At 44.4% G+C, this 20,352-nt stretch carries 18 protein-coding genes; 16 read left to right on the top strand and 2 right to left on the bottom strand.

Going from position 1 to position 20,352, the window contains the following annotated elements; genetic code table 11:
• The first annotated feature begins 251 nt into the window (after positions 1–251).
• From I585_RS01125 to I585_RS01050, 16 genes are all read left to right on the top strand, one after another.
• Entirely contained in the window at positions 252–638 is a 387-nt protein-coding gene (locus tag I585_RS01125) for a hypothetical protein (RefSeq protein WP_010739191.1), read from the top strand.
• 43 nt (positions 639–681) lie between these two features.
• Positions 682–1,335: a DUF2922 domain-containing protein gene (locus I585_RS01120; RefSeq protein WP_010739190.1), complete on the top strand. Its 654-nt coding sequence runs from the start codon at positions 682–684 to the stop codon at positions 1,333–1,335.
• Positions 1,336–1,633: 298 nt separating this feature from the next.
• Complete coding sequence (locus I585_RS01115; protein ID WP_010739189.1) at positions 1,634–2,335, top strand: CBS domain-containing protein; 702 nt, start codon at positions 1,634–1,636, stop codon at positions 2,333–2,335.
• A 2-nt stretch (positions 2,336–2,337) separates the two neighbouring features.
• Positions 2,338–2,799, top strand: coding sequence for a signal peptidase II (lspA, locus tag I585_RS01110; protein ID WP_010739188.1), 462 nt, complete (start codon positions 2,338–2,340; stop codon positions 2,797–2,799).
• Positions 2,792–3,700 carry an RluA family pseudouridine synthase gene (locus tag I585_RS01105; RefSeq protein WP_010739187.1) on the top strand — a complete coding sequence of 303 codons (909 nt, stop codon included), beginning with the start codon at positions 2,792–2,794 and terminating at the stop codon, positions 3,698–3,700. The genes lspA and I585_RS01105 overlap by 8 nt, the downstream gene beginning before the upstream one ends.
• Positions 3,701–3,917: 217 nt before the next feature.
• Positions 3,918–4,454: a bifunctional pyr operon transcriptional regulator/uracil phosphoribosyltransferase PyrR gene (pyrR, locus tag I585_RS01100; RefSeq protein ID WP_010739186.1), complete on the top strand. Its 537-nt coding sequence runs from the start codon at positions 3,918–3,920 to the stop codon at positions 4,452–4,454.
• Between the two features lie 37 nt (positions 4,455–4,491).
• Positions 4,492–5,763, top strand: a complete 1,272-nt coding sequence (locus I585_RS01095) for a solute carrier family 23 protein (protein ID WP_010739185.1) — start codon at positions 4,492–4,494, stop codon at positions 5,761–5,763.
• A gap of 79 nt (positions 5,764–5,842) precedes the next feature.
• Positions 5,843–6,769 carry an aspartate carbamoyltransferase catalytic subunit gene (locus I585_RS01090; protein ID WP_010739184.1) on the top strand — a complete coding sequence of 309 codons (927 nt, stop codon included), beginning with the start codon at positions 5,843–5,845 and terminating at the stop codon, positions 6,767–6,769.
• A 13-nt stretch (positions 6,770–6,782) separates the two neighbouring features.
• Positions 6,783–8,063 (top strand): dihydroorotase, encoded by a 1,281-nt coding sequence (locus I585_RS01085; RefSeq protein WP_010739183.1) that lies wholly within the window; start codon positions 6,783–6,785, stop codon positions 8,061–8,063.
• A gap of 4 nt (positions 8,064–8,067) precedes the next feature.
• On the top strand, positions 8,068–9,147 hold the full coding sequence (locus I585_RS23070) for a carbamoyl phosphate synthase small subunit (RefSeq protein WP_010739182.1): 1,080 nt from the start codon (positions 8,068–8,070) through the stop codon (positions 9,145–9,147).
• Positions 9,148–12,330 (top strand): carbamoyl-phosphate synthase large subunit, encoded by a 3,183-nt coding sequence (gene carB, locus I585_RS01075; RefSeq protein WP_010739181.1) that lies wholly within the window; start codon positions 9,148–9,150, stop codon positions 12,328–12,330.
• Between the two features lie 33 nt (positions 12,331–12,363).
• Positions 12,364–13,152 (top strand): dihydroorotate dehydrogenase electron transfer subunit, encoded by a 789-nt coding sequence (locus I585_RS01070; RefSeq protein ID WP_371198562.1) that lies wholly within the window; start codon positions 12,364–12,366, stop codon positions 13,150–13,152.
• Complete coding sequence (locus I585_RS01065) at positions 13,152–14,069, top strand: dihydroorotate dehydrogenase (RefSeq protein ID WP_010739179.1); 918 nt, start codon at positions 13,152–13,154, stop codon at positions 14,067–14,069. Before I585_RS01070 ends, I585_RS01065 begins: the two co-directional genes overlap by 1 nt.
• Positions 14,069–14,785, top strand: a complete 717-nt coding sequence (gene pyrF, locus I585_RS01060; RefSeq protein ID WP_010739178.1) for an orotidine-5'-phosphate decarboxylase — start codon at positions 14,069–14,071, stop codon at positions 14,783–14,785. The genes I585_RS01065 and pyrF overlap by 1 nt, the downstream gene beginning before the upstream one ends.
• Positions 14,786–15,412, top strand: coding sequence for an orotate phosphoribosyltransferase (pyrE, locus tag I585_RS01055; RefSeq protein ID WP_010739177.1), 627 nt, complete (start codon positions 14,786–14,788; stop codon positions 15,410–15,412).
• A gap of 371 nt (positions 15,413–15,783) precedes the next feature.
• On the top strand, positions 15,784–16,812 hold the full coding sequence (locus I585_RS01050; protein WP_010739176.1) for an AI-2E family transporter: 1,029 nt from the start codon (positions 15,784–15,786) through the stop codon (positions 16,810–16,812).
• Between the two features lie 34 nt (positions 16,813–16,846).
• On the opposite strand, the gene efbA is transcribed toward I585_RS01050, so the two are convergent.
• Positions 16,847–18,538: a fibronectin-binding protein EfbA gene (gene efbA, locus I585_RS01045; protein WP_010739175.1), complete on the bottom strand. Its 1,692-nt coding sequence runs from the start codon at positions 18,536–18,538 to the stop codon at positions 16,847–16,849.
• 89 nt (positions 18,539–18,627) lie between these two features.
• Complete coding sequence (locus tag I585_RS01040) at positions 18,628–20,295, bottom strand: phosphoenolpyruvate carboxykinase (ATP) (RefSeq protein WP_010739174.1); 1,668 nt, start codon at positions 20,293–20,295, stop codon at positions 18,628–18,630.
• Positions 20,296–20,352 lie beyond the last annotated feature (57 nt).

Here is a 20,352-nt window from a genome sequence, read left to right as displayed (position 1 = left end):
TTTCTGAGGATTTTTTACATTTCAAAAGTGATGTTAAGTACAAAATAGCGACATTTTTCATTATTTGAAAACGCCGGAAGCCTTGGTAAATCAGATATTCTATTTTGAGAATCATTATGTTTAAATAATAATTAAATTTTAGGAGTGCAAAGGCCGTAGGAATAGGTGTACATTGTCCTTGTAAATAACTCGATCGAGGAAAAGATGCATTTTTGAATAAAATCAACTATTGAAGGAAAGGAGGATTGCTCATGAAGCAAGAAATACTGTTGAATAGACGGCAATTATTTTCATTAACCCGCAAAACTTTAGAAAAGCGAATCAGAAAGAACTATTATCAAACGGGTAATGAACAGGACACAATCGAATTTTTGATAGCGCTTCAAGTTCGTGAAGAGTTGGGTGAAGAAGATTTTTCTTTTGTATTAGAGGATTTAATTCGACAAATCTTTTTACAAAGCAAACCGACTCGGATTTTGCGTCGCTACTATGTTTTCTTCAAAGAATACTTTGTTCAGAAAGAATGGCGCATCTTATCCATCAGATTATTCCCAATCAAAACATTTATCGCTGAAAAAGCGAAGCAACTATATACGCAATTCATCAAAACACCTTTGAAAGGATTAGTCGGATCATGACGGATCGTTCAGGGAGAATAGACGGAGAAGGAGGGAAGAATAAATGCGAAGATTAGCCGCTACTTTTGAAAATAGTAATGGAAAGCGCCGCCGTTTGAGCGTGAAAGAGGCGAATCCTAATAAAACACCAGCTGAAATCAAAGCCTCATTAGAAAAATTGACGTTGTTAAATATTTTTGAAGAAGAGGGCGTCGTTCTGTTCAAAAAAGTGATCACGGCGAAATTTGTCGAAAAAACCGAAACGATAATTATTGATAAGAATGAGAAAAGACCACTGGCTAAGCCTGCCGTGAAGGATGCGCTGACAGAAAGTTCCGTACAAAGTGTGACCGCTGTACAAGAAAGACCGCAAGCAGCTTGCGCAGAACAAGGACCAGAGTCTATCCAAATTCCGGAAGATCTATGCATTTCGGAAGAAAAGCTGGCTTCGGATATTCTTGTCCAAACCGTCGAATTGCCTGAGGGAATCAATCCGCATAAGTTGACTGAGAGCCAAGCGCTGGCTCTTATCACGGCCTGTATGCCTCAAAATGCCTCATTGAAGGATATTCGAATCGAGGATCAGACGAATCCCGCTAAAATTATCTTGACGGAGCAACTCGCATTTGAACCGATCTTGGCTACGCAATCCCCACCGGTCGAACCGAAGAAAAAAAGCGCGCGTTTGATTGATCGGATTAAAAAACGAAACAATTGATGATGGTTTGTCTTATCGAAAATCCAACGTTGGTATAAGATAAACGGGCTAAATATAAAAGTATTTAAAAGTGAATAACGACAAATAGCCCCCTGAATCAGTGGGCTATTTGTCGTGAGCAGGGTTTGATCAGCAGAATAATCAGGTTATCGAATTGGATTGGTTAAAAATAGTTTGACTCGTTTTTCTTTTTTTCCTAAACCTCAGACTTTCCATCGCGCTTTTTTTCACTTATACTGGAGCTATCGGATTTTAGCAGGACACGGTGTAAAAGAATCTAAACATTAGGAGCGGCTGAATGGGAGAACGGGCGGATATTTTTTTAAGCACATTTAATCGGATCGAAAAGGAATTAAAACGTCAATTAGGCAATCCTGCAAACATGAGCTTCAGCGAAGCGGTTCGTCGGTTATCGAAACGGCGGGATAACTGGATCGGCGGAAGTGAAAATGATTTGCTGCAATTGGCACAATTACGCAATGCAATTGTACACGATCAAGTGGCGGATGATTTTGTGATCGCTGAGCCAAATGAATGGGCTGTTGAACGAATCCAGCAGATTGAAACGAGCCTGCTGCGTCCAGAAAAAGTTTTGCCGCGTTTCGGCAAGAAGGTGACCGGGTTTGAACGCGATCTGCCTTTAGTAGAGATCATGAAGATCATTACTGAAAAACGCTTTTCTCAGTTCCCAGTTTATGACTCAGGAAAGTTTATGGGACTGATCACCTTGCGTACGATTGGATTCTATTTTGCTCAGGAAAGTTTAACAGGTTCTGTGAGTCTCAAAGGCCGGGTGGCGGAAGATTTATTGATGGCTAATGGGAAACGAGTGAATTTCAAATTTGTTTCGGGCGACACCAAAGTTTCTGAGGTGGAGAAGATGTTCCAAACAGAAGGTGTCCTAGAGGCGATCTTGATTACAAAGGATGGAAACTCGGACGGTAATCTATTAGGGATTATTCGGCCACGAGATATTTATACACAAGAAGGGAAGCAGTAAGCTTGTTAGTTATTTACTTATTATTAAGCGCGGGAATCATTGCGCTGGATCAGTGGTTCAAATGGTGGATCGTCAGCCAGTATAATTTTGGCGATAGTCAGACAATCATTCCCAATGTTTTATCATTGACACATATCCGCAATACCGGCGGTGCCTTCAGCTTATTCGAAGGCCAGCAGATCTTCTTCCTTGTGATCACTGTCGTGGCGGTCGCAGCGGTGCTGTATTATTTGATCAAACATTTACATGAAAGCAAGTGGTTGACGGTTGGTTTGAGCTTCTTTTTAGCGGGAGCCATCGGCAATTTTATTGATCGTTTCCGGTTGGGATATGTCGTTGATATGTTCCGATTGGATTTTATCAACTTTCCGATTTTTAATATCGCGGATATGGCTTTAGTTGCGGGAGTAGTCATGATATTTATTTATATTCTATTAGATGAGAGAGACAAGAAAAATGGATAATCAAATTGAAGTTATTATTAAAGAGGAAAAAGGGCGGATCGATAAGGTTTTAAATGATCGTCTAACGGAGTATTCTCGTTCACAGATTCAGCAATGGATCAAAAATCAACACGTTTCGATCGATGGGAAACCTATCAGAGCGAATTATAAGGTTAGTGCTGGCGATCAAATTTTGATCGAAATCCCGGAACCAGAGGAATTAGATTTAGTACCTGAAAATTTAAATCTGGAAATTGTTTACGAAGATGACGATGTCGTGATCGTCAATAAACCCCAAGGTATGGTGGTGCATCCATCGGCTGGGCATCCGCAAGGGACCTTGGTCAATGGTTTGCTATATCAAATCAAAACTCTTTCAACGATCAATGACGTGGTTCGACCTGGGATCGTGCATCGAATTGATAAGGATACCTCAGGTTTGCTGATGGTGGCGAAAAATGACCGTGCTCATGAGGCATTGGCAAAGCAGTTAAAAGATAAAACTTCGCTGCGGAAATATGTTGCCTTAGTTCATGGCGAGATTCCTCACGAAAAAGGCCGGATCGAAGCCCCAATCGGCCGCTCAAAGGTGAATCGCAAGATGCAGGACGTGATCGAAGACGGGAAACCGGCTGTAACACACTTTGAAGTGTTGAAGCGCTATGAAGGGTATACGTTGATCGAATTGCAGCTGGAAACTGGCCGTACTCATCAAATCAGAGTTCACATGAAGTACATCGGTTATCCTGTCGCAGGCGATCCTTTGTATGGACCTAAGAAGACCTTGAAAGGCAACGGTCAATTTCTGCACGCAAAATTATTGGGCTTTGAACATCCGACAACAGGCGAGATGATGGTCTTTGAAGCACCGCTGCCAGAGCTTTTCAAAAAAACTTTGAAACAGTTAAAAGAAAAAGATTGATTTCTGAATTAAGGAATAGTATAGTGTTTTTAGTAAGAAATAAATAACTTAATAGTGATCCTTTAAGAGTAGTCCCGTGAGGCTAAGAAGGAAGTCGATAGTTGTTTGGACTAGGTGCGCCTAGGTGAACGCTGTCATTTTGACGAAGTCGATAACATTCCTCCTACCTAACTACGGGTAGGAGTTTTTTTATGGTCAAAAACAAGGAGGAGACAGGATGTTAAAAAAAGAGGTAGTAGATGAAGTAACAATGAAACGAGCGTTGACTCGAATCACCTACGAGATCATCGAGCGGAATAAAGGGGTTCAGGATATTGTCTTGATCGGGATCAAAACCCGCGGGATCTTTATCGCTCAACGAATCGCGGAACGCTTGAAACAATTAGAACATATCAATGTGCCTGTAGGAGAATTAGATATTACCTTGTATCGCGACGATGTGAAGGTACAGGAAGCTGAGCCGGAATTGCATTCTTCAGATATTCCTTTCTCAATCGAAGGCAAAGAAGTGATTTTAGTCGACGATGTCTTGTTCACCGGCAGAACGATTCGTGCAGCACTGGATGCTGTGATCGACTTAGGTCGTCCAAATCGAATTTCATTAGCAGTTTTAGTCGACCGCGGCCATCGTGAATTACCGATCCGCGCGGATTATGTTGGGAAAAACATTCCAACCGCGTTAACCGAAGAAATCATCGTTGAAATGGAAGAAAACGATGGACAAGATCGCATCATGATCCAAAAAGAAGACTAAAAAATAATGTATAGACACTAGAAAGAGGACATTCTCCATGCAAGAGTTTCACAATGACGACGTTGTTTTAGATATTCACGACCGCCCAAGTGCAGGACACTGGGTCGGATTAAGTATTCAACATTTATTCACGATGTTCGGCGCGACGGTCTTAGTACCGATCTTAGTCGGAATCAACCCAAGTATCGCACTAGTCAGCTCAGGATTAGGAACAATCGTTTACCTGACTGTAACTAAAGGAAAAATTCCTGCCTACTTAGGCAGCAGCTTCGCCTTTATCGCAGCGATGAAATTATTGATGAAGAGTGACGGCTATCCAGCAGTCGCGCAAGGCGCTTTGACCTGCGGATTGGTTTACTTGATCGTTTCCTTCATTATCCGCAAAATCGGCTCTGCTTGGCTGGATAAAATTTTACCGCCGATCGTTGTTGGACCAGTCGTAATGGTCATCGGCTTAGGCTTAGCCAGCAACGCCGCACAAAACGCGATGTATAACAACGGAGTTTACAGCTTCAAATACGTAATGGTTGCTTTGATCACATTGGGACTAACGATTTTCTTCAACATGTTCTTCACCGGCTTCCTAGGACTGATTCCGATCCTTTTAGGAATCGTCGGCGGCTATGTCACAGCAATGCTCTTCGGCATCATCGACTATCAACCGATCATCGATGCAAAATGGTTGGCGATGCCTGCTTTCAGTGTGCCTTTCGTCAGCTATCAGCCGAAACTTTATGTCAACGCGATAACGACCATGGCGCCGATCGCTTTTGTCACAATGACTGAACACATCGGACACTTGATGGTATTGAATAAATTGACGAAACGAAATTTCTTCGATGATCCTGGCTTGGATCGCACCTTGATGGGCGACGGCCTAGCGCAAATCGTCGCAGGCTTCGTCGGCGGACCTCCCGTAACAAGTTACGGTGAAAATATCGGGGTTCTGGCAATCACACGTGTTCATAGTGTATTCGTCATCGGCGGTGCAGCAGTCTTCGCAGTCTTGCTGGGTTTTGTCGGCAAGCTTAGCGCACTAATCTTAAGCATTCCTGGTCCAGTCATCTCAGGGATCAGCTTCATCCTCTTCGGAGTTATTGCCGCAAGCGGGTTGAAGATCTTGATCGAAAACAAGATCGACTTTGACCGTAAAAAGAACTTATTAATCGCTTCAACCATTCTGGTCATCGGTATCGGCGGCTTGGTTTTTGAAGCAGGAACCTTCACTTTATCTGCCATGGCTTTGGCGACCGTCTTGGGAATCCTTTTGAATCTCATCTTGCCGGAGCAAGCGCGCAGCGAAAATTAGACTAACACAACACTAATGGGTTAGTCGGATGGAATCGACGCAGGAACATTCTATTAAATAGAAACGAGGAGGAAATTTCATGATCATTCAGTCTGAGGAAATTAGTCTGAAGCATTTATTGACGGTCGAAGCGTTGACCGATCAAGAGGTGATGGGACTGATTCGACGAGCGCAGCAATTCAAACAAGGTGCGCGCTGGACACCGCATAAGGACCAATACTTTGTCTCCAATCTTTTCTTTGAAAATAGTACCCGAACCCATAAAAGTTTTGAAGTTGCTGAGAAAAAACTCGGACTAGATGTGATTGATTTTGACGCCAAAACCAGTTCCGTTCAAAAAGGCGAGACCTTGTATGACACCGTCTTGACTATGTCGGCATTAGGCGTTGATGTGGCGGTCATTCGCCACGGCGATGAGAATTATTATGACGAATTGATCCAAAGCAAGACGATCCAATGTTCGATCGTTAACGGCGGCGACGGCAGCGGTCAGCATCCAACCCAATGTTTGCTGGACTTGATGACGATTTATCAAGAGTTTGGTCGTTTTGCCGGCTTGAAGGTTGCGATTGCTGGGGACATTACCCACTCACGCGTAGCGAAATCCAACATGCAGATGTTGAAACGTCTAGGCGCGGAAGTATTTTTCTCCGGACCAGAAGAATGGTACGACGAAAGCTTTGATGTCTATGGCTCTTACCGTCCGCTGGATGAACTCGTACCGGAGGTTGATGTCATGATGCTTTTACGTGTCCAGCATGAACGCCATGACGGACAGGAAAGCTTTTCAAAGGAAGAATACCACGAAAGATACGGCTTAACGATCGAACGCGGCCAACAGTTGAAAGACCGTGCGATCATTATGCATCCGGCACCAGTCAATCGCGATGTGGAAATCGCCGACAGCTTAGTTGAAGGCTTGCAATCACGGATCGTTCCGCAAATGACGAACGGCGTGTACATTCGAATGGCAATTTTAGAAGCAGTACTTAGAGGAAAATCGTAAAGGGGCAGATAAAATGAAAACATTGATTAAAAATGGAAAGATCGTAACAAAAGACAATCAAACAATTACGTGTGACCTTTGGCTAGAAGACGGCATTATCGCCGGCATGGGAAAAGATTTTTCGGACATTACGTTTGATCAGGCGTACGACGCAAACAATCAGTTAATCACACCAGGCTTAGTTGATGTTCATGTTCATTTACGAGAACCAGGCTTTACTTATAAAGAAACCATCAAGGACGGTTCGAAAGCAGCGGCTCGCGGCGGCTATACAACAGTCTGCGCGATGCCTAACCTAGATCCAGTCCCTGACACTGTCGAAAAGTTCAATGCGATAAAAGACATTATTGAAAAAGACGCGGTAGTCAAAGTATTACAATACGCGCCGATCACTGAAGAATTGCGCAGCGAGATTTTGACGGACCAAAAAGGCCTAAAAGCCGCTGGGGCCTTCGCCTTCACTAATGACGGAGTCGGGGTACAAACAGCCGGTACGATGTACTTAGCAATGAAGGAAGCAGCCGAAAACAATATGGCTTTAGTCGCTCATACGGAAGATGAATCCTTATTATTCGGCGGTGTCATGCATAAAGGCGAAGTTAGTGAAAAGCTGGATTTGCCAGGAATCTTGAGCGCTACGGAATCCTCACAGATCGCTAGAGATTTGATCTTAGCAGAAGAGACGGGTGTTCACTATCATGTGTGCCACGTGTCAACGAAGGAAAGTGTCCGGGTAATCCGCGACGCGAAGAAAGCCGGCGTGCATGTCACTGCTGAAGTATCACCGCATCACTTGATCCTGATCGATGAAAATATTCCAGAGGATCATGGCTACTGGAAGATGAACCCGCCATTACGCGGTGTAGGCGATCGCGAAGCATTGATCGAAGGCCTGCTTGACGGCACGATCGACTGTATCGCAACCGATCATGCTCCCCATGGTTTTGAAGAAAAGAACCAAAGCTTCTTGAAATCACCATTCGGAATCGTCGGCAGCGAAACAGCGTTCCAATTGATTTATACGCACTTTGTTGAAACAGGACAATTTACATTAGAACAAGTGATTGATTGGATGGCTGTCAAACCAGCGGAGATCTTCGGCTTAACCGCGGGTACATTAAATATCGGCCAACCGGCGGATATCGCGGTATTCGATCTGAATCACGAAGAAAAAATCGATGACAAAAAATTCGCATCACTAGGGGTGAACACACCTTTCACTGGGTGGCCAGTCAAAGGTGCGACACTGATGACCTTCGTGGATGGTCAGTTGGTATACAACAAGGAGGACTAAGACGTTGAAAAGACTTTTAATTTTAGAAGATGGCACAGTATTTGAAGGTGAAGGATTCGGCGCAGAGGCAAATGTCGTCGGCGAAGTCGTCTTCACCACCAGCATGACCGGATATCAAGAAACAATTACCGACCAAAGTTTCAATGGCCAAATCATTACCTTCACTTATCCGATGGTAGGAAATTACGGCGTAAACCGCGATGACTATGAATCGATCGCACCCACTTGCAAAGGTGTGATTGTTAAAGAACACGCACGCTTGGCCAGCAATTGGCGCAACCAAATGACCCTAGACGAATTTCTGAAACGCAAGGGCATTCCGGGAATTTCTGGAATCGATACACGCGCATTAACCAAAAAATTACGCAGTGTTGGAACCATGAAAGGCAGCATCGTTGATCCAGCCGATCAATTGGAGCACTCGTTTGATCAACTAAAAGCAACAGTCTTGCCAACGAACCAAGTCGCACAAGTTTCGACGGTCACTCCTTATCCGAGTCCGGGTGTCGGCCGCAACGTTGTCGTGATCGACTTCGGCTTGAAGCACAGCATCTTACGCGAATTGTCGCGCCGTGAATGCAATTTGACCGTGATGCCTTACAACACGGATGCCCAAACGATCCTAGACCTTTGTCCCGACGGTGTGATGCTGACCAACGGCCCCGGCGATCCAAAAGATGTGCCGGAAGCAATTGAAATGATCAAGCAAATTCAAGGGAAAGTACCGATTTTCGGTATCTGCCTTGGACATCAGCTGTTCGCATTAGCGAATGGTGCCGATACGTACAAAATGAAATTTGGACACCGCGGATTGAATCATCCAGTGCGGGAAATCGCGACTGGACGGATTGACTTTACTTCACAAAATCACGGCTTCGCGGTCGATGAAAAAACAATCGATCCTGAAAAATTGATGATCACACACGTAGAAGTCAATGACGAAACAGTCGAAGGCGTCCGTCATCGGAACTATCCGGCATTCAGCGTACAGTATCACCCAGACGCTGCGCCTGGACCGCACGACGGGGTTCATTTATTCGACGAGTTTATGGAAATGATGGATGCATGGAAGGAGCAAGCATAAATGCCAAAACGTACAGATATTAAAAAGATCATGGTCATCGGTTCTGGACCGATCGTGATTGGACAAGCCGCGGAATTTGATTACGCCGGCACGCAAGCTTGCTTAGCGTTAAAAGAAGAGGGCTATGAAGTCGTCTTGGTCAATTCAAACCCAGCGACGATCATGACGGACCGTGAAATCGCGGATACAGTCTACATTGAACCAATCACACTGGAATTTGTTTCCCGCATTTTACGCAAAGAGCTGCCTGATGCAATCTTACCGACACTTGGCGGTCAAACAGGCTTGAACATGGCGATGGAATTAGCGGACTCAGGGATTTTAGATGAGTTGAAAATCGAATTGCTTGGAACAAAATTATCAGCGATCGATCAAGCGGAAGACCGTGACTTGTTCAAACAATTGATGGAGGAGCTGGATCAGCCGATTCCCGAATCAGAAATCGTCAATACGGTTGAAGAAGCGGTAGCCTTTGCCAACACGATCGGTTATCCGATCATCGTACGCCCGGCCTTTACTTTAGGCGGAACCGGCGGCGGAATGTGTGACAATGAAGAAGACCTTCGTACAATCGCAGAAAATGGTTTGAAACTTTCACCAGCGACACAATGCTTGATTGAAAAGTCAATTGCCGGCTTCAAGGAAATCGAATACGAAGTGATGCGCGATTCAGCAGACAACGCGATCGTCGTGTGTAACATGGAGAACTTTGATCCAGTCGGAATCCATACCGGCGACTCGATCGTTTTTGCCCCAAGCCAAACCTTATCGGATTATGAATATCAAATGCTGCGGGATGCATCTCTATCGATTATCCGCGCGTTAAAAATCGAAGGCGGCTGTAACGTTCAGTTGGCCCTTGATCCTCACAGCTTTGACTACTACGTGATCGAAGTGAACCCGCGGGTTTCTCGTTCGTCCGCATTAGCAAGTAAAGCAACGGGATATCCAATCGCTAAGCTTGCCGCAAAAATCGCGGTTGGTCTGACATTGGATGAAATGAAAAATCCAGTCACCGAAACGACGTATGCGGAGTTTGAACCAGCTTTAGACTATGTAGTTGCGAAAATCCCGCGCTGGCCATTCGATAAGTTCGAAAGCGGCGAACGCGTTCTCGGGACACAAATGAAAGCGACTGGCGAAGTTATGGCGATCGGTCGAAATATCGAAGAATCCTTGCTAAAAGCCGTTCGTTCATTAGAAATCGGGACTTACCACGCAGAATTACCTGAATTAAGTGAAGTCACGGATGAAGAATTAACCGAAAAAATGGTTAAGGCTCAAGACGATCGATTATTCTACTTAACAGAAGCGATCCGCCGCGGGTATTCAATCCAAGAAATCAACGAACTGACAAAAGTCGATCTCTTCTTCTTGGATAAACTGCTGCACATCGTTGAATTAGAAACAGAATTAGCGCAGAACAAAAAGGATACTACTTTATTAAAGCAAGCCAAACAAAACGGCTTTGCCGATGTCAAAATTGCCCAGCTTTGGGGCATGTCGGCGAATGAAGTTCGGGAATTCCGGACGGCAGAAAAAATCGTGCCAGTTTATAAAATGGTCGATACCTGCGCCGCAGAGTTCGAATCACAAACCCCCTACTTCTACAGCACCTACGAGTTCGAAAACGAAAGCGTTCGTTCTGATAAGGAATCTGTCCTAGTTTTAGGTTCAGGTCCGATCCGGATCGGGCAAGGGGTCGAGTTCGATTACGCGACGGTTCACTCAGTTAAGGCGATCCAAGCGGCCGGCTATGAGGCAATTATCATGAACAGCAATCCAGAGACTGTTTCGACTGACTTCTCCGTTTCGGATAAATTATACTTCGAACCATTGACACTGGAAGACGTAATGAACGTGGTTGAACTAGAACAACCAACCGGCGTTATCGTCCAATTCGGTGGGCAAACAGCCATCAACTTGGCTGAACCATTGGTGAAAAACGGCGTCAAGATTCTTGGAACAACGATTGAAGACTTAGACCGGGCAGAAGACCGCGACCAATTCGAGCAAGTTCTGCAAAGCTTGGATATTCCGCAGCCGCCGGGTGATACAGCAACCAGTGCGAAAGAAGCAGTGAAAATCGCTGACAGAATCGGTTACCCAGTCTTGGTTCGCCCAAGTTATGTGTTAGGTGGACGGGCAATGGAAATCGTTGAGAATCAAGCAGATTTAGAAGACTACATGGCTAACGCTGTGAAAGCTTCTCCAGAACATCCCGTTCTAGTCGATCGCTACTTGATCGGTAAAGAATGTGAAGTAGACGCGATCTGTGACGGCGAAACGGTCTTGATTCCAGGAATCATGGAACATATCGAACGCGCAGGGGTTCACTCTGGCGACTCGATGGCGGTTTATCCGCCGCAGACTTTCTCTGATGAATTGAAGGCTACGATTGAAGAGTATACGCGTCGTTTAGCCTTAGGCATGAATTGTATCGGCATGATGAACATCCAGTTTGTCATCCACAACGATGAAGTCTTCGTGATCGAAGTCAATCCGCGCGCAAGTCGGACAGTGCCATTCTTGAGTAAAATCACGAATATCCCGATGGCGCAAATTGCTACAAAAGCGATCTTAGGCCAAAGCTTGAAAGAACTAGGCTACCAAGACGGATTATATCCTGAAAGTGACATGGTTCATGTAAAAGCACCTGTCTTCAGCTTCACGAAGCTGCAAAAGGTCGATACCTACTTAGGGCCTGAAATGAAATCAACCGGTGAAGTAATGGGAACCGATCGTAATTTAGCGAAGGCTCTTTACAAAGCTTTTGCGGCATCCGGCCTTCATTTACCAGATTTCGGCGCAGTCTTGTTCACAGTCGCTGATGAAACGAAGGATGAAGCATTAGACCTTGCGAAACGCTTCAAAGATGTTGGCTACAGTCTGATCGCAACCGCGGGCACCGCCAAATTCCTTGAGGAAAATGGTCTGAATGCCAAGACCGTCGCGAAAATTTCCGAGTCAGATGACAACAATGTGATTGACCTGATTCGCAGCGGCGAAGCACAAGTCGTCATCAACACGATGGACAAAAATCGTCAAAACTCATCAGAAGACGGCTTTATCATTCGCCGAGAAGCAGTGGAACATGGAGTATCCTTGTTCACTTCGCTAGACACTGCTGATGCAATCTTACGAGTCATGGAATCACGCGCATTTTCAATCCAAGAAATATAATTTTTGCAGAGTGGAGCGTGCTTCACTCTGTCGATCTATAGGGAGGCCGTTATGAAGCAGGAAATGATGACGATCGTTCGTCAACAAGAGTTAGCACCGAGAATCTATGAGCTGGTTTTAACGGGAGAATTAGTCAATGAAATGACCATGCCAGGACAGTTCTTGCATATCCGTGTACCAAGAAGTGATTTATTATTGCGCCGCCCCATCAGTATCAATCAATATGATCGAGCAGAGGAAACCTGTACTATCATTTATCGTGTCGAAGGCGACGGAACCAGCTATTTTGCTGAAATGTCTGCCGGCGAACAATTAGATGTTATGGGTCCGCTAGGTCACGGCTTTGAAATCGATCAGCTGAATGCTGGAGATACAGCCTTTATCGTCGGCGGTGGTATCGGCGTGCCGCCTTTGTATCAGCTATCTAAAGAGTTGAAGGTCAAAGGGGTCAAAGTGGTTCATTTTCTTGGGTTCGGAACGCAAGAGGTGGTCTATTACGCAGACGAGTTTCAGGCATTGGGCGAAACCCGTTTTTCAACGGATGACGGCACCTTCGGCATTCAAGGAAATGTCGGCAATTTATTGCTGGCTGAAAAAAGACAGCCAAACGCTGTTTTTGCTTGCGGCAATAATGGCCTCTTGAAAACAGTGGAGCAGCTTTATTCCACCGTTGATAACGTTCAGCTATCATTAGAATCTCGCATGGCTTGCGGAATGGGTGCTTGTTACGCCTGTGTCTGCCATGTACCTGAGGATGAAAACAAAAGTGTCAAAGTATGTGAAGACGGGCCCGTTTTCCAAGCAGGGGAGGTCATCTTTTAATGAGTATCGCAGTCAAATTACCTGGTTTAGACTTAAAAAATCCGATCATGCCGGCAAGCGGCTGTTTCGGATTCGGCAAAGAATACGCAGATTACTATGATTTGAATCAACTAGGTGCCATCATGATCAAAGCAACGACACCAAAGGAACGCTTCGGGAATGCGACACCGCGTGTGGCGGAAACGCCCAGCGGCATGCTGAACGCGATCGGTCTGCAAAATCCCGGCATGGAAGTCGTGCTGCAGGATATTCTACCGAGCCTAGAAAAGTATCAAGAGCTTCCGATCATTGCTAACGTAGCAGGCGCATGCGAAGAGGATTATGTCGAGGTTTGCGCGAAAATCGACGATGCACCGAATGTCAAAGCGATCGAATTGAACATTTCTTGTCCCAACGTAAAACACGGCGGAATCGCCTTCGGAACCGATCCAGAGGTCGCTTATCGTTTAACCAAAGCGGTCAAGGAAGTCGCAAATGTTCCAGTCTACGTTAAACTGAGCCCTAATGTTACAGATATCGTTCCGATTGCTAAAGCGATTGAAAAAGGTGGAGCGGACGGCTTCACGATGATCAACACTTTACTGGGAATGCGTATCGATTTAAAAACGCGGCAACCGATTTTGGCCAACCGCACAGGCGGCTTATCCGGACCAGCCATTAAACCAGTGGCGATCCGCTTGATCAATCAAGTAGCCGCAGTCAGCGAATTGCCGATCATCGGTATGGGCGGCGTCCAAACGGTGGATGATGTTCTAGAAATGTTTATGGCAGGCGCCAGTGCTGTTGCTGTCGGAACAGCGAACTTCACTGATCCTTACATCTGTCCGAAATTAATCGAAGAGCTGCCGATCCGGATGGCGGAATTGGGGATTGAATCATTGGAACAGCTGCGTCAAGAAGTTAGGGGGATGTTCTAATGGAAAAAAGACCAATCGTCGCTTTTGATTTTGCTTCAAAGCAGGAAATCGAAACCTTTTTAACTCATTTTCCAATCACGGAGAAATTATTCGTGAAGATCGGCATGGAGCTTTTTTACCAAGAAGGACCAGCAATCGTTAATTTTTTACGCACTCAAGGTCACGATATTTTCCTTGACCTGAAACTGCATGACATTCCAAATACTGTCCAAAAAGCGATGCGCGGCATTGCGAAAATGGGCGTCAAGATCACCAATGTCCATGCCGCGGGCGGCGTGGAAATGATGCAGGCGGCTAAACAGGGATTAAGTGACGGGACAGCAGAAGATCAAACGATCCCTGAACTGATCGCTGTAACACAATTAACCTCCACAAGTGAAGAACAGATGCATGACGACCAGCTGATCAAAGTCAGCTTGCAGGAAAGTGTGCTGCACTACGCCAAATGCGCGGAAAAAGCCGGATTAGAGGGCGTAGTCTGTTCGGCTCATGAAGTCGAAAAAATTCACGAAGCAACAAATGAAGATTTCATCTGTTTAACACCAGGGATTCGTCCGCAAGGTGCCAGTGTCGGTGACCAAAAACGCGTCATGACACCAGCCAAAGCGCGGGAAATCGGTTCGAATTACATTGTTGTCGGCCGACCAATCACACAAGCAGAAAACCCGTATCAAAGCTATTTACAAATCAAAAAAGAATGGAACGGTGAAGCATAAATGATCGCAGAACAAATCGCCAAAGACTTATTATCAATCGAAGCAGTTTCTTTGAGTCCTGATGAGCCTTTCACTTGGGCCAGCGGATTAAAATCACCCATCTATTGCGACAATCGCGTGACCATGAGCTATCCTGAAGTTCGCCGCGCAATCGCGCAAGGCTTGGCGGAAAAAATCAAAGAAGCCTTTCCAAATGTCGAAGTAATCGCCGGAACGGCAACAGCAGGAATTCCTCATGCGGCTTGGGTAGCAGAAATTTTAGACTTGCCGATGGTTTACATTCGCAGTAAAGCAAAAGATCACGGTCGTGGAAACCAAATTGAAGGCCGCATCAAAGAAGGCCAAAAGATGGTCGTAATTGAAGACTTGATCTCAACCGGCGGCAGTGTATTAGAAGCGGCCGAAGCGGCAAAAAGAGAGGGTGCGGATGTCTTAGGCGTCGCAGCGATCTTCACTTATGAATTAGCCAAAGGTAAAAATAATTTCGAAGCGGCCAACATGCCGTTAGTTACGTTGACCAATTATTCGACTTTGATCGAAAGTGCCTTAAAAGAGAACTATATCAATCATGAACAGCTTGAGCTATTGAAAAAATGGCGTAAGGACCCTGAAAACTGGTTGAATTAAACACAAAAAAGCATCTGCGGATGCTTTTTTTGTTTACGATGATTTCATGAGCTAAACAACTTCAATCCTCAAAAAGGGTGCAATGTTTATTAGAAGCCGAAAAAGAGGTTTAATGGTATATTATTTTCAGTAGATTTTTTCGACGCTAGTTTCGCTAGTTGCTTTAGCGGGCAAAGTCGAGGATAAATAATCACATTTATTGCGTTAATTTGAAATTATCCGACTTTTTGATTGATCCTATACAAACCAAAAATTATGGATTAGAATCAGAACAATGTTAAAGAATGATAGTTGAAAAAGCGTGATTTGTGCATCAAATTTATTTTTCAGACAGAAAAATAGATATATTATTATGAATAAGAGGCTTTCAAATGTATGAGAAATTTTTAAACAACACTCGGTTACGAAGATTTACGGTTCTAGCAGTAGTTATCTTTGTCCTATTTTTAGTCAGAGAGTTTATGACCTCGATTTTACTGACCTTCATCTTTACCTTGATTTCAGTTAAAATCGTCAAATTTGTCCAACGCTATATTAAAGCTCCGACCTTTCTATTAGCGACACTCCTGTATTTAATTGAGTTATGGCTGCTCTATTTGCTAATCTCTAGGTATTCGACGATATTGATTGATCAGGTGACATCCACTTATAATTCGATCGTCCATTTTTACCAGCATAAGGATTTCGATTCTGATTTCATCACTAACACGATTTCCAATTATTTCAAAAATCATAATTGGCAGGATAAGGTGGAGAGCGGTGCCGGAATTATTTTGGAACAATTGCAAAATGTTGGTCGATTAGCTGTCGCCTTCATTGTTTCCTTCATTTTGAGTTTCTTCTTTATGGTGGAAAAGGAAAAGACAGTCTTGTTCTCAAAGAACTTTTTGAGTAGCGAGTATTCTTGGTTTTTCCAAGATTTATACTACTTTGCTAAAGTTTTCGTGGATACCTTCGGCGTGGTGGTAGAGGTGCAATTATTGATTGCGATCGTCAATACCGTGATTACCACCGTTGGCTTAGGGCTGATCGGCTTTACGCAATTGCCGACATTAGCGATCATGATTTTCATTTTGAGCTTGATTCCAGTGGCTGGGGTAATTTTCTCCTGTATCCCGCTGACATTGATCGCCTATTCAACGGGAGGCATTCAGACGGTCGTTTACGTATTAATCTTGATCGTGGTCGTTCATTGTATTGAGGCCTATATCTTGAATCCAAAGTTTATGTCGAGCCGTACAAAATTACCGATCTTTTATACCTTCGTCATTCTATTAGTCAGTGAAAAATTCTTGGGTGTTTGGGGCTTGATCGTCGGTATTCCGATTTTCAATTTCTTCCTGGAAATATTAGGCGTTAAGATTAGTACGAAGAAAACACAGAAAAAAGGAACCGCCTAACTGGCGGTTCCTTTTTTTGTTTCAAAGCGAGATACTATCCACGTAATTTTTCCACCAGAGATTCCTCGGGGGTCACGAACAAAGTTTTTTGATTTTCATAAATCACAAAACCCGGTTTTGCTCCATTTGGTTTATGGACATGTTTGACCGCGACATAATCCACCGGGACCTGCGCAGATTGGCGGAATTTTGAAAAATAGGCGGCCAGTTCGGCGGCTTCTAGCAAAGTTTCCTCACTAGGGTCATTGCTTTTTACAATTACGTGAGAACCTGGGATATTTTTGGCATGAAGCCAGATATCGGTTTTTCGTGCTTGTTTCAAAGTTAATTGATCATTTTGCAGGTTGTTTTTCCCGACCAAGATTTCTGTGCCATCACTAGCTACGAAGCGTTCAGGTTTAGAAGGGGTCTGCTTCCGATTTTTCTTGCTGCGTTTCCGTTTCAAGTAGCCGCTGGCAACAAGCTCTTCTTTGATAACCTCGATGTCCATTGGACCGGCGATCTCTAACTGCGCCAAGACCGATTCAAGATAGGCAATCTCATCTTTGGCTTCAGCGATCTGATTGTAAATCAATTTGACTGCATTTTTTAACTTCTGATACTTTTGGAAATATTTCTGAGCATTTTGATTTGGCGTTAATGCCGGATTCAATTTAATCACGATTGGCGCATTTTCTTCATAATAATTTTGCAATTCAACACTTTCTGCCCCTCGCGGAACCTGTGTCATGAAAGTCGTCAGTAATTCACCGTCGCGGCGGAATTCCTCTGCATTTTCAGAATCATGCAAGGTTTTTTCACGTTTTGCCAGCTTGGTCTGATTGCGTTTAATCTCATTATCGACTTTGCGAATCAAGTCATTGCCGAGTTGTTTCACTCGATCCTTTTCCGCTTTTTCACCATAGTAAGCGTCAAGTAACGTACTTAAACTATCATAAGCTGTTGTATTCTCCAGCGTTTCAAAAGCAAGCGGGGCAAAGAATTCTTTGTCATTTTTCGTTCCCACGGTTGGAGTAAGGTCATCTTGGACACTTTGCCAAAATTCCGCCCAGACAGCCATTTTTTCATTTGGCCGTTGGGTAAGACGAAAGACTAGTTCCTCAGCGGTATCACGCCCCAACCCTTGGAAATTCTGCTGCAGGTAACGGCCATCGAGGATTTCCGCAGTTGAAAGAATCTTAAATACCTGTTCCTTAGGAGCGTGAAAAGGATTCAGCTGTTCTTGTTTTGGCGGTTCGATGTACTCGCTGCCGGGCAGGATAGAGCGGTACGTATTTTGGGAATGACCAATATGCTTGATTGCATCTAAAATTTTACCAGTTTCTTTGTTCAATAGGACAATTGTCGAGTGGCGCCCCATCAATTCCACGATTAAGACAATATTTTGCAGATCGCCCAATTCATCGCGTTTGCTGAAAGTAAAGTGAACGACCCGGTCATTTTCCACTTGATGAATATCCTCTAAAATCGCACCCTCTAAATGCTTACGCAGCATCATGACGAAGTTCGGCGGATTTTCCGGATTAGTATAAGCAATTTCTGTTAATTGGATTCGTGCGTAGCTAGGATGCGCCGAAAGGAGCAGGCGGCGATTTTTTCCTTGCGCGCGGATGACCAAAACGACTTCATTTTCATAGGGCTGGTGAATCTTGGATATTCTGCCGGTGACGAGCTGATCTTTCAATTCTCGGACCATCGCATGGGTAAAAACTCCATCAAAGGACATTTTTCTCCCTCATTTCTATTCATAATATATCTATTATAAACAAAAAAGCCCCAGTGACCAAGCAAGTCACTGGAGATCCTTAACTTTGTTTAGACGCTTAATGATTCGTGGTAGCTGTGAAGCTCGTCCAAAAGCTGTAAAAGCAGCTGTTCCGCTTCATTTGGCAAGCGATCGTAGCCGCCTTGATACGTTTTGCGCGATTGAACAAACGCAAGACGTGTTTCTAAACGAGTCATCAAATGGATCAAGTAATGATGACTATTAAAATCCGGCTCGTGCTTCTTAACTGGCAGATAACTGATTTTTTTCAGCGGACCAAAAGGCTTGAACTTTGCTGACCCGTCGATGATTTTCTCAATACTGCTTAGGGTTTCTTCGGGGGTAACCTTACGTCCCTTGAAATCACCTGTATTCAAAATAAAGCAAGCAGTCTTCTGTTTTTGGAACAGTTCTTTGAAATCTTGATAATCTTCCTGTAAAGGATAACAGCGGAACGGATTTGCGAAAGGTTCGATCACCAATTGATCGGCGACTTCGCCAACTACATTTTCAGCGGTTGAACGTTTCGTCGCGAGCGTCGCACCAAAAACTGCGGCAAGGGAAGGGTCTTCAATCTTGATCAATGGCGGTAGGCTGTCATCTTTCATGATCCAGAACAGACCGTCGACCTTTTCCGCAATATGATCCACACGATTCGGCGTAGCATAGCGGCTCTTGATGCTGCGTCCATTCCCATTACGAACATCTTCTGTGACTAAAACTTTTTTATTTTGTTCATCCAAAGTAACTCCGACGTTTTGAGCCGTGACAATGTATTTGATCTGTTCGCTAGTCATCGGGTAATCCTGTGTCTTATCAAAATAGGCCGGCTCTAAAGCAGTCGTCGACCCTTTTTCCTTCGAAATAACAAATGCGTCATCATGAAGAACATGAACTTCACCTTTATTTTTAGGTTTCGCCAGCGTAATCGTTGATTTGCCTGAGCCTGATAAGCCAAAGGCGGCCATTGTATATTTTTTATCTTCTAACAGGTATTGCTTCATCCCGCCATGGCAGGCAAGGAAGCCGTTACGATGAGCAGTTGCCCATGCCAACGTCAAAGTCGCTTTTTTCAATTCGCCGAAATAGCGCAATCCTAAAATACCGGCACAATTATGCAGCGGATCAATCACGACCACGCCATCCGGGAAGTCAGGATGCTCCCAATCTGGGTCAGCAAAAATGAAAATGTCGCCTGTATGAATTTCATCTGATTGCTGATAGAAAAGATGCTTGGCATCGCCAATCTGAAAGTTTAGTAAATAGGAGTAGAGGTTAGGACTGTAGTCGGCCGGCAACATCAAATGCGATTTAACCGTGAATTCTTCATCCAAACCCACGATAACTTCACCGGAGTAAAACTTTTTAGACCGGGCATTGAAAACTGCTTCTCTTAAAAGCTCACTATAAAAAGCACTGTCGATTCCTTGTTGACCGATAATGCGTCGAGCGGCAGCTGTTCGTCCAACGATTTTTCCATCATTCGTCACTAAGACTTTGGCATCTGTAGGAAGCTGCAATCTACTCGTATAGGCAACATCAAGATCCGTCGTGATCGTTCCTGGACTCGCCTTAGCCAACGCGTAAGCATCCGTAAGATGGCGAATCCGCGAGACATTATTTCCATAGAACGCCGTCTCGATCACACTGCGAATACTGGAAAGAAGCCGATTACTCTTTGTTATCTCATTACGTGAAAAATGTTCAATACTGCTCATCATAAAACCTCCTTAAAATGAATTATCATTATTATAATATCATTAAAATAAAACGCT

Source organism: Enterococcus malodoratus ATCC 43197, from assembly GCF_000407185.1.
GTDB classification, from domain to species: Bacteria; Bacillota; Bacilli; order Lactobacillales; family Enterococcaceae; genus Enterococcus_A; species Enterococcus_A malodoratus.
The sequence above is the reverse complement of the archived record's forward strand: the minus strand, read 5'-3'. Positions and strand labels throughout refer to the sequence as shown.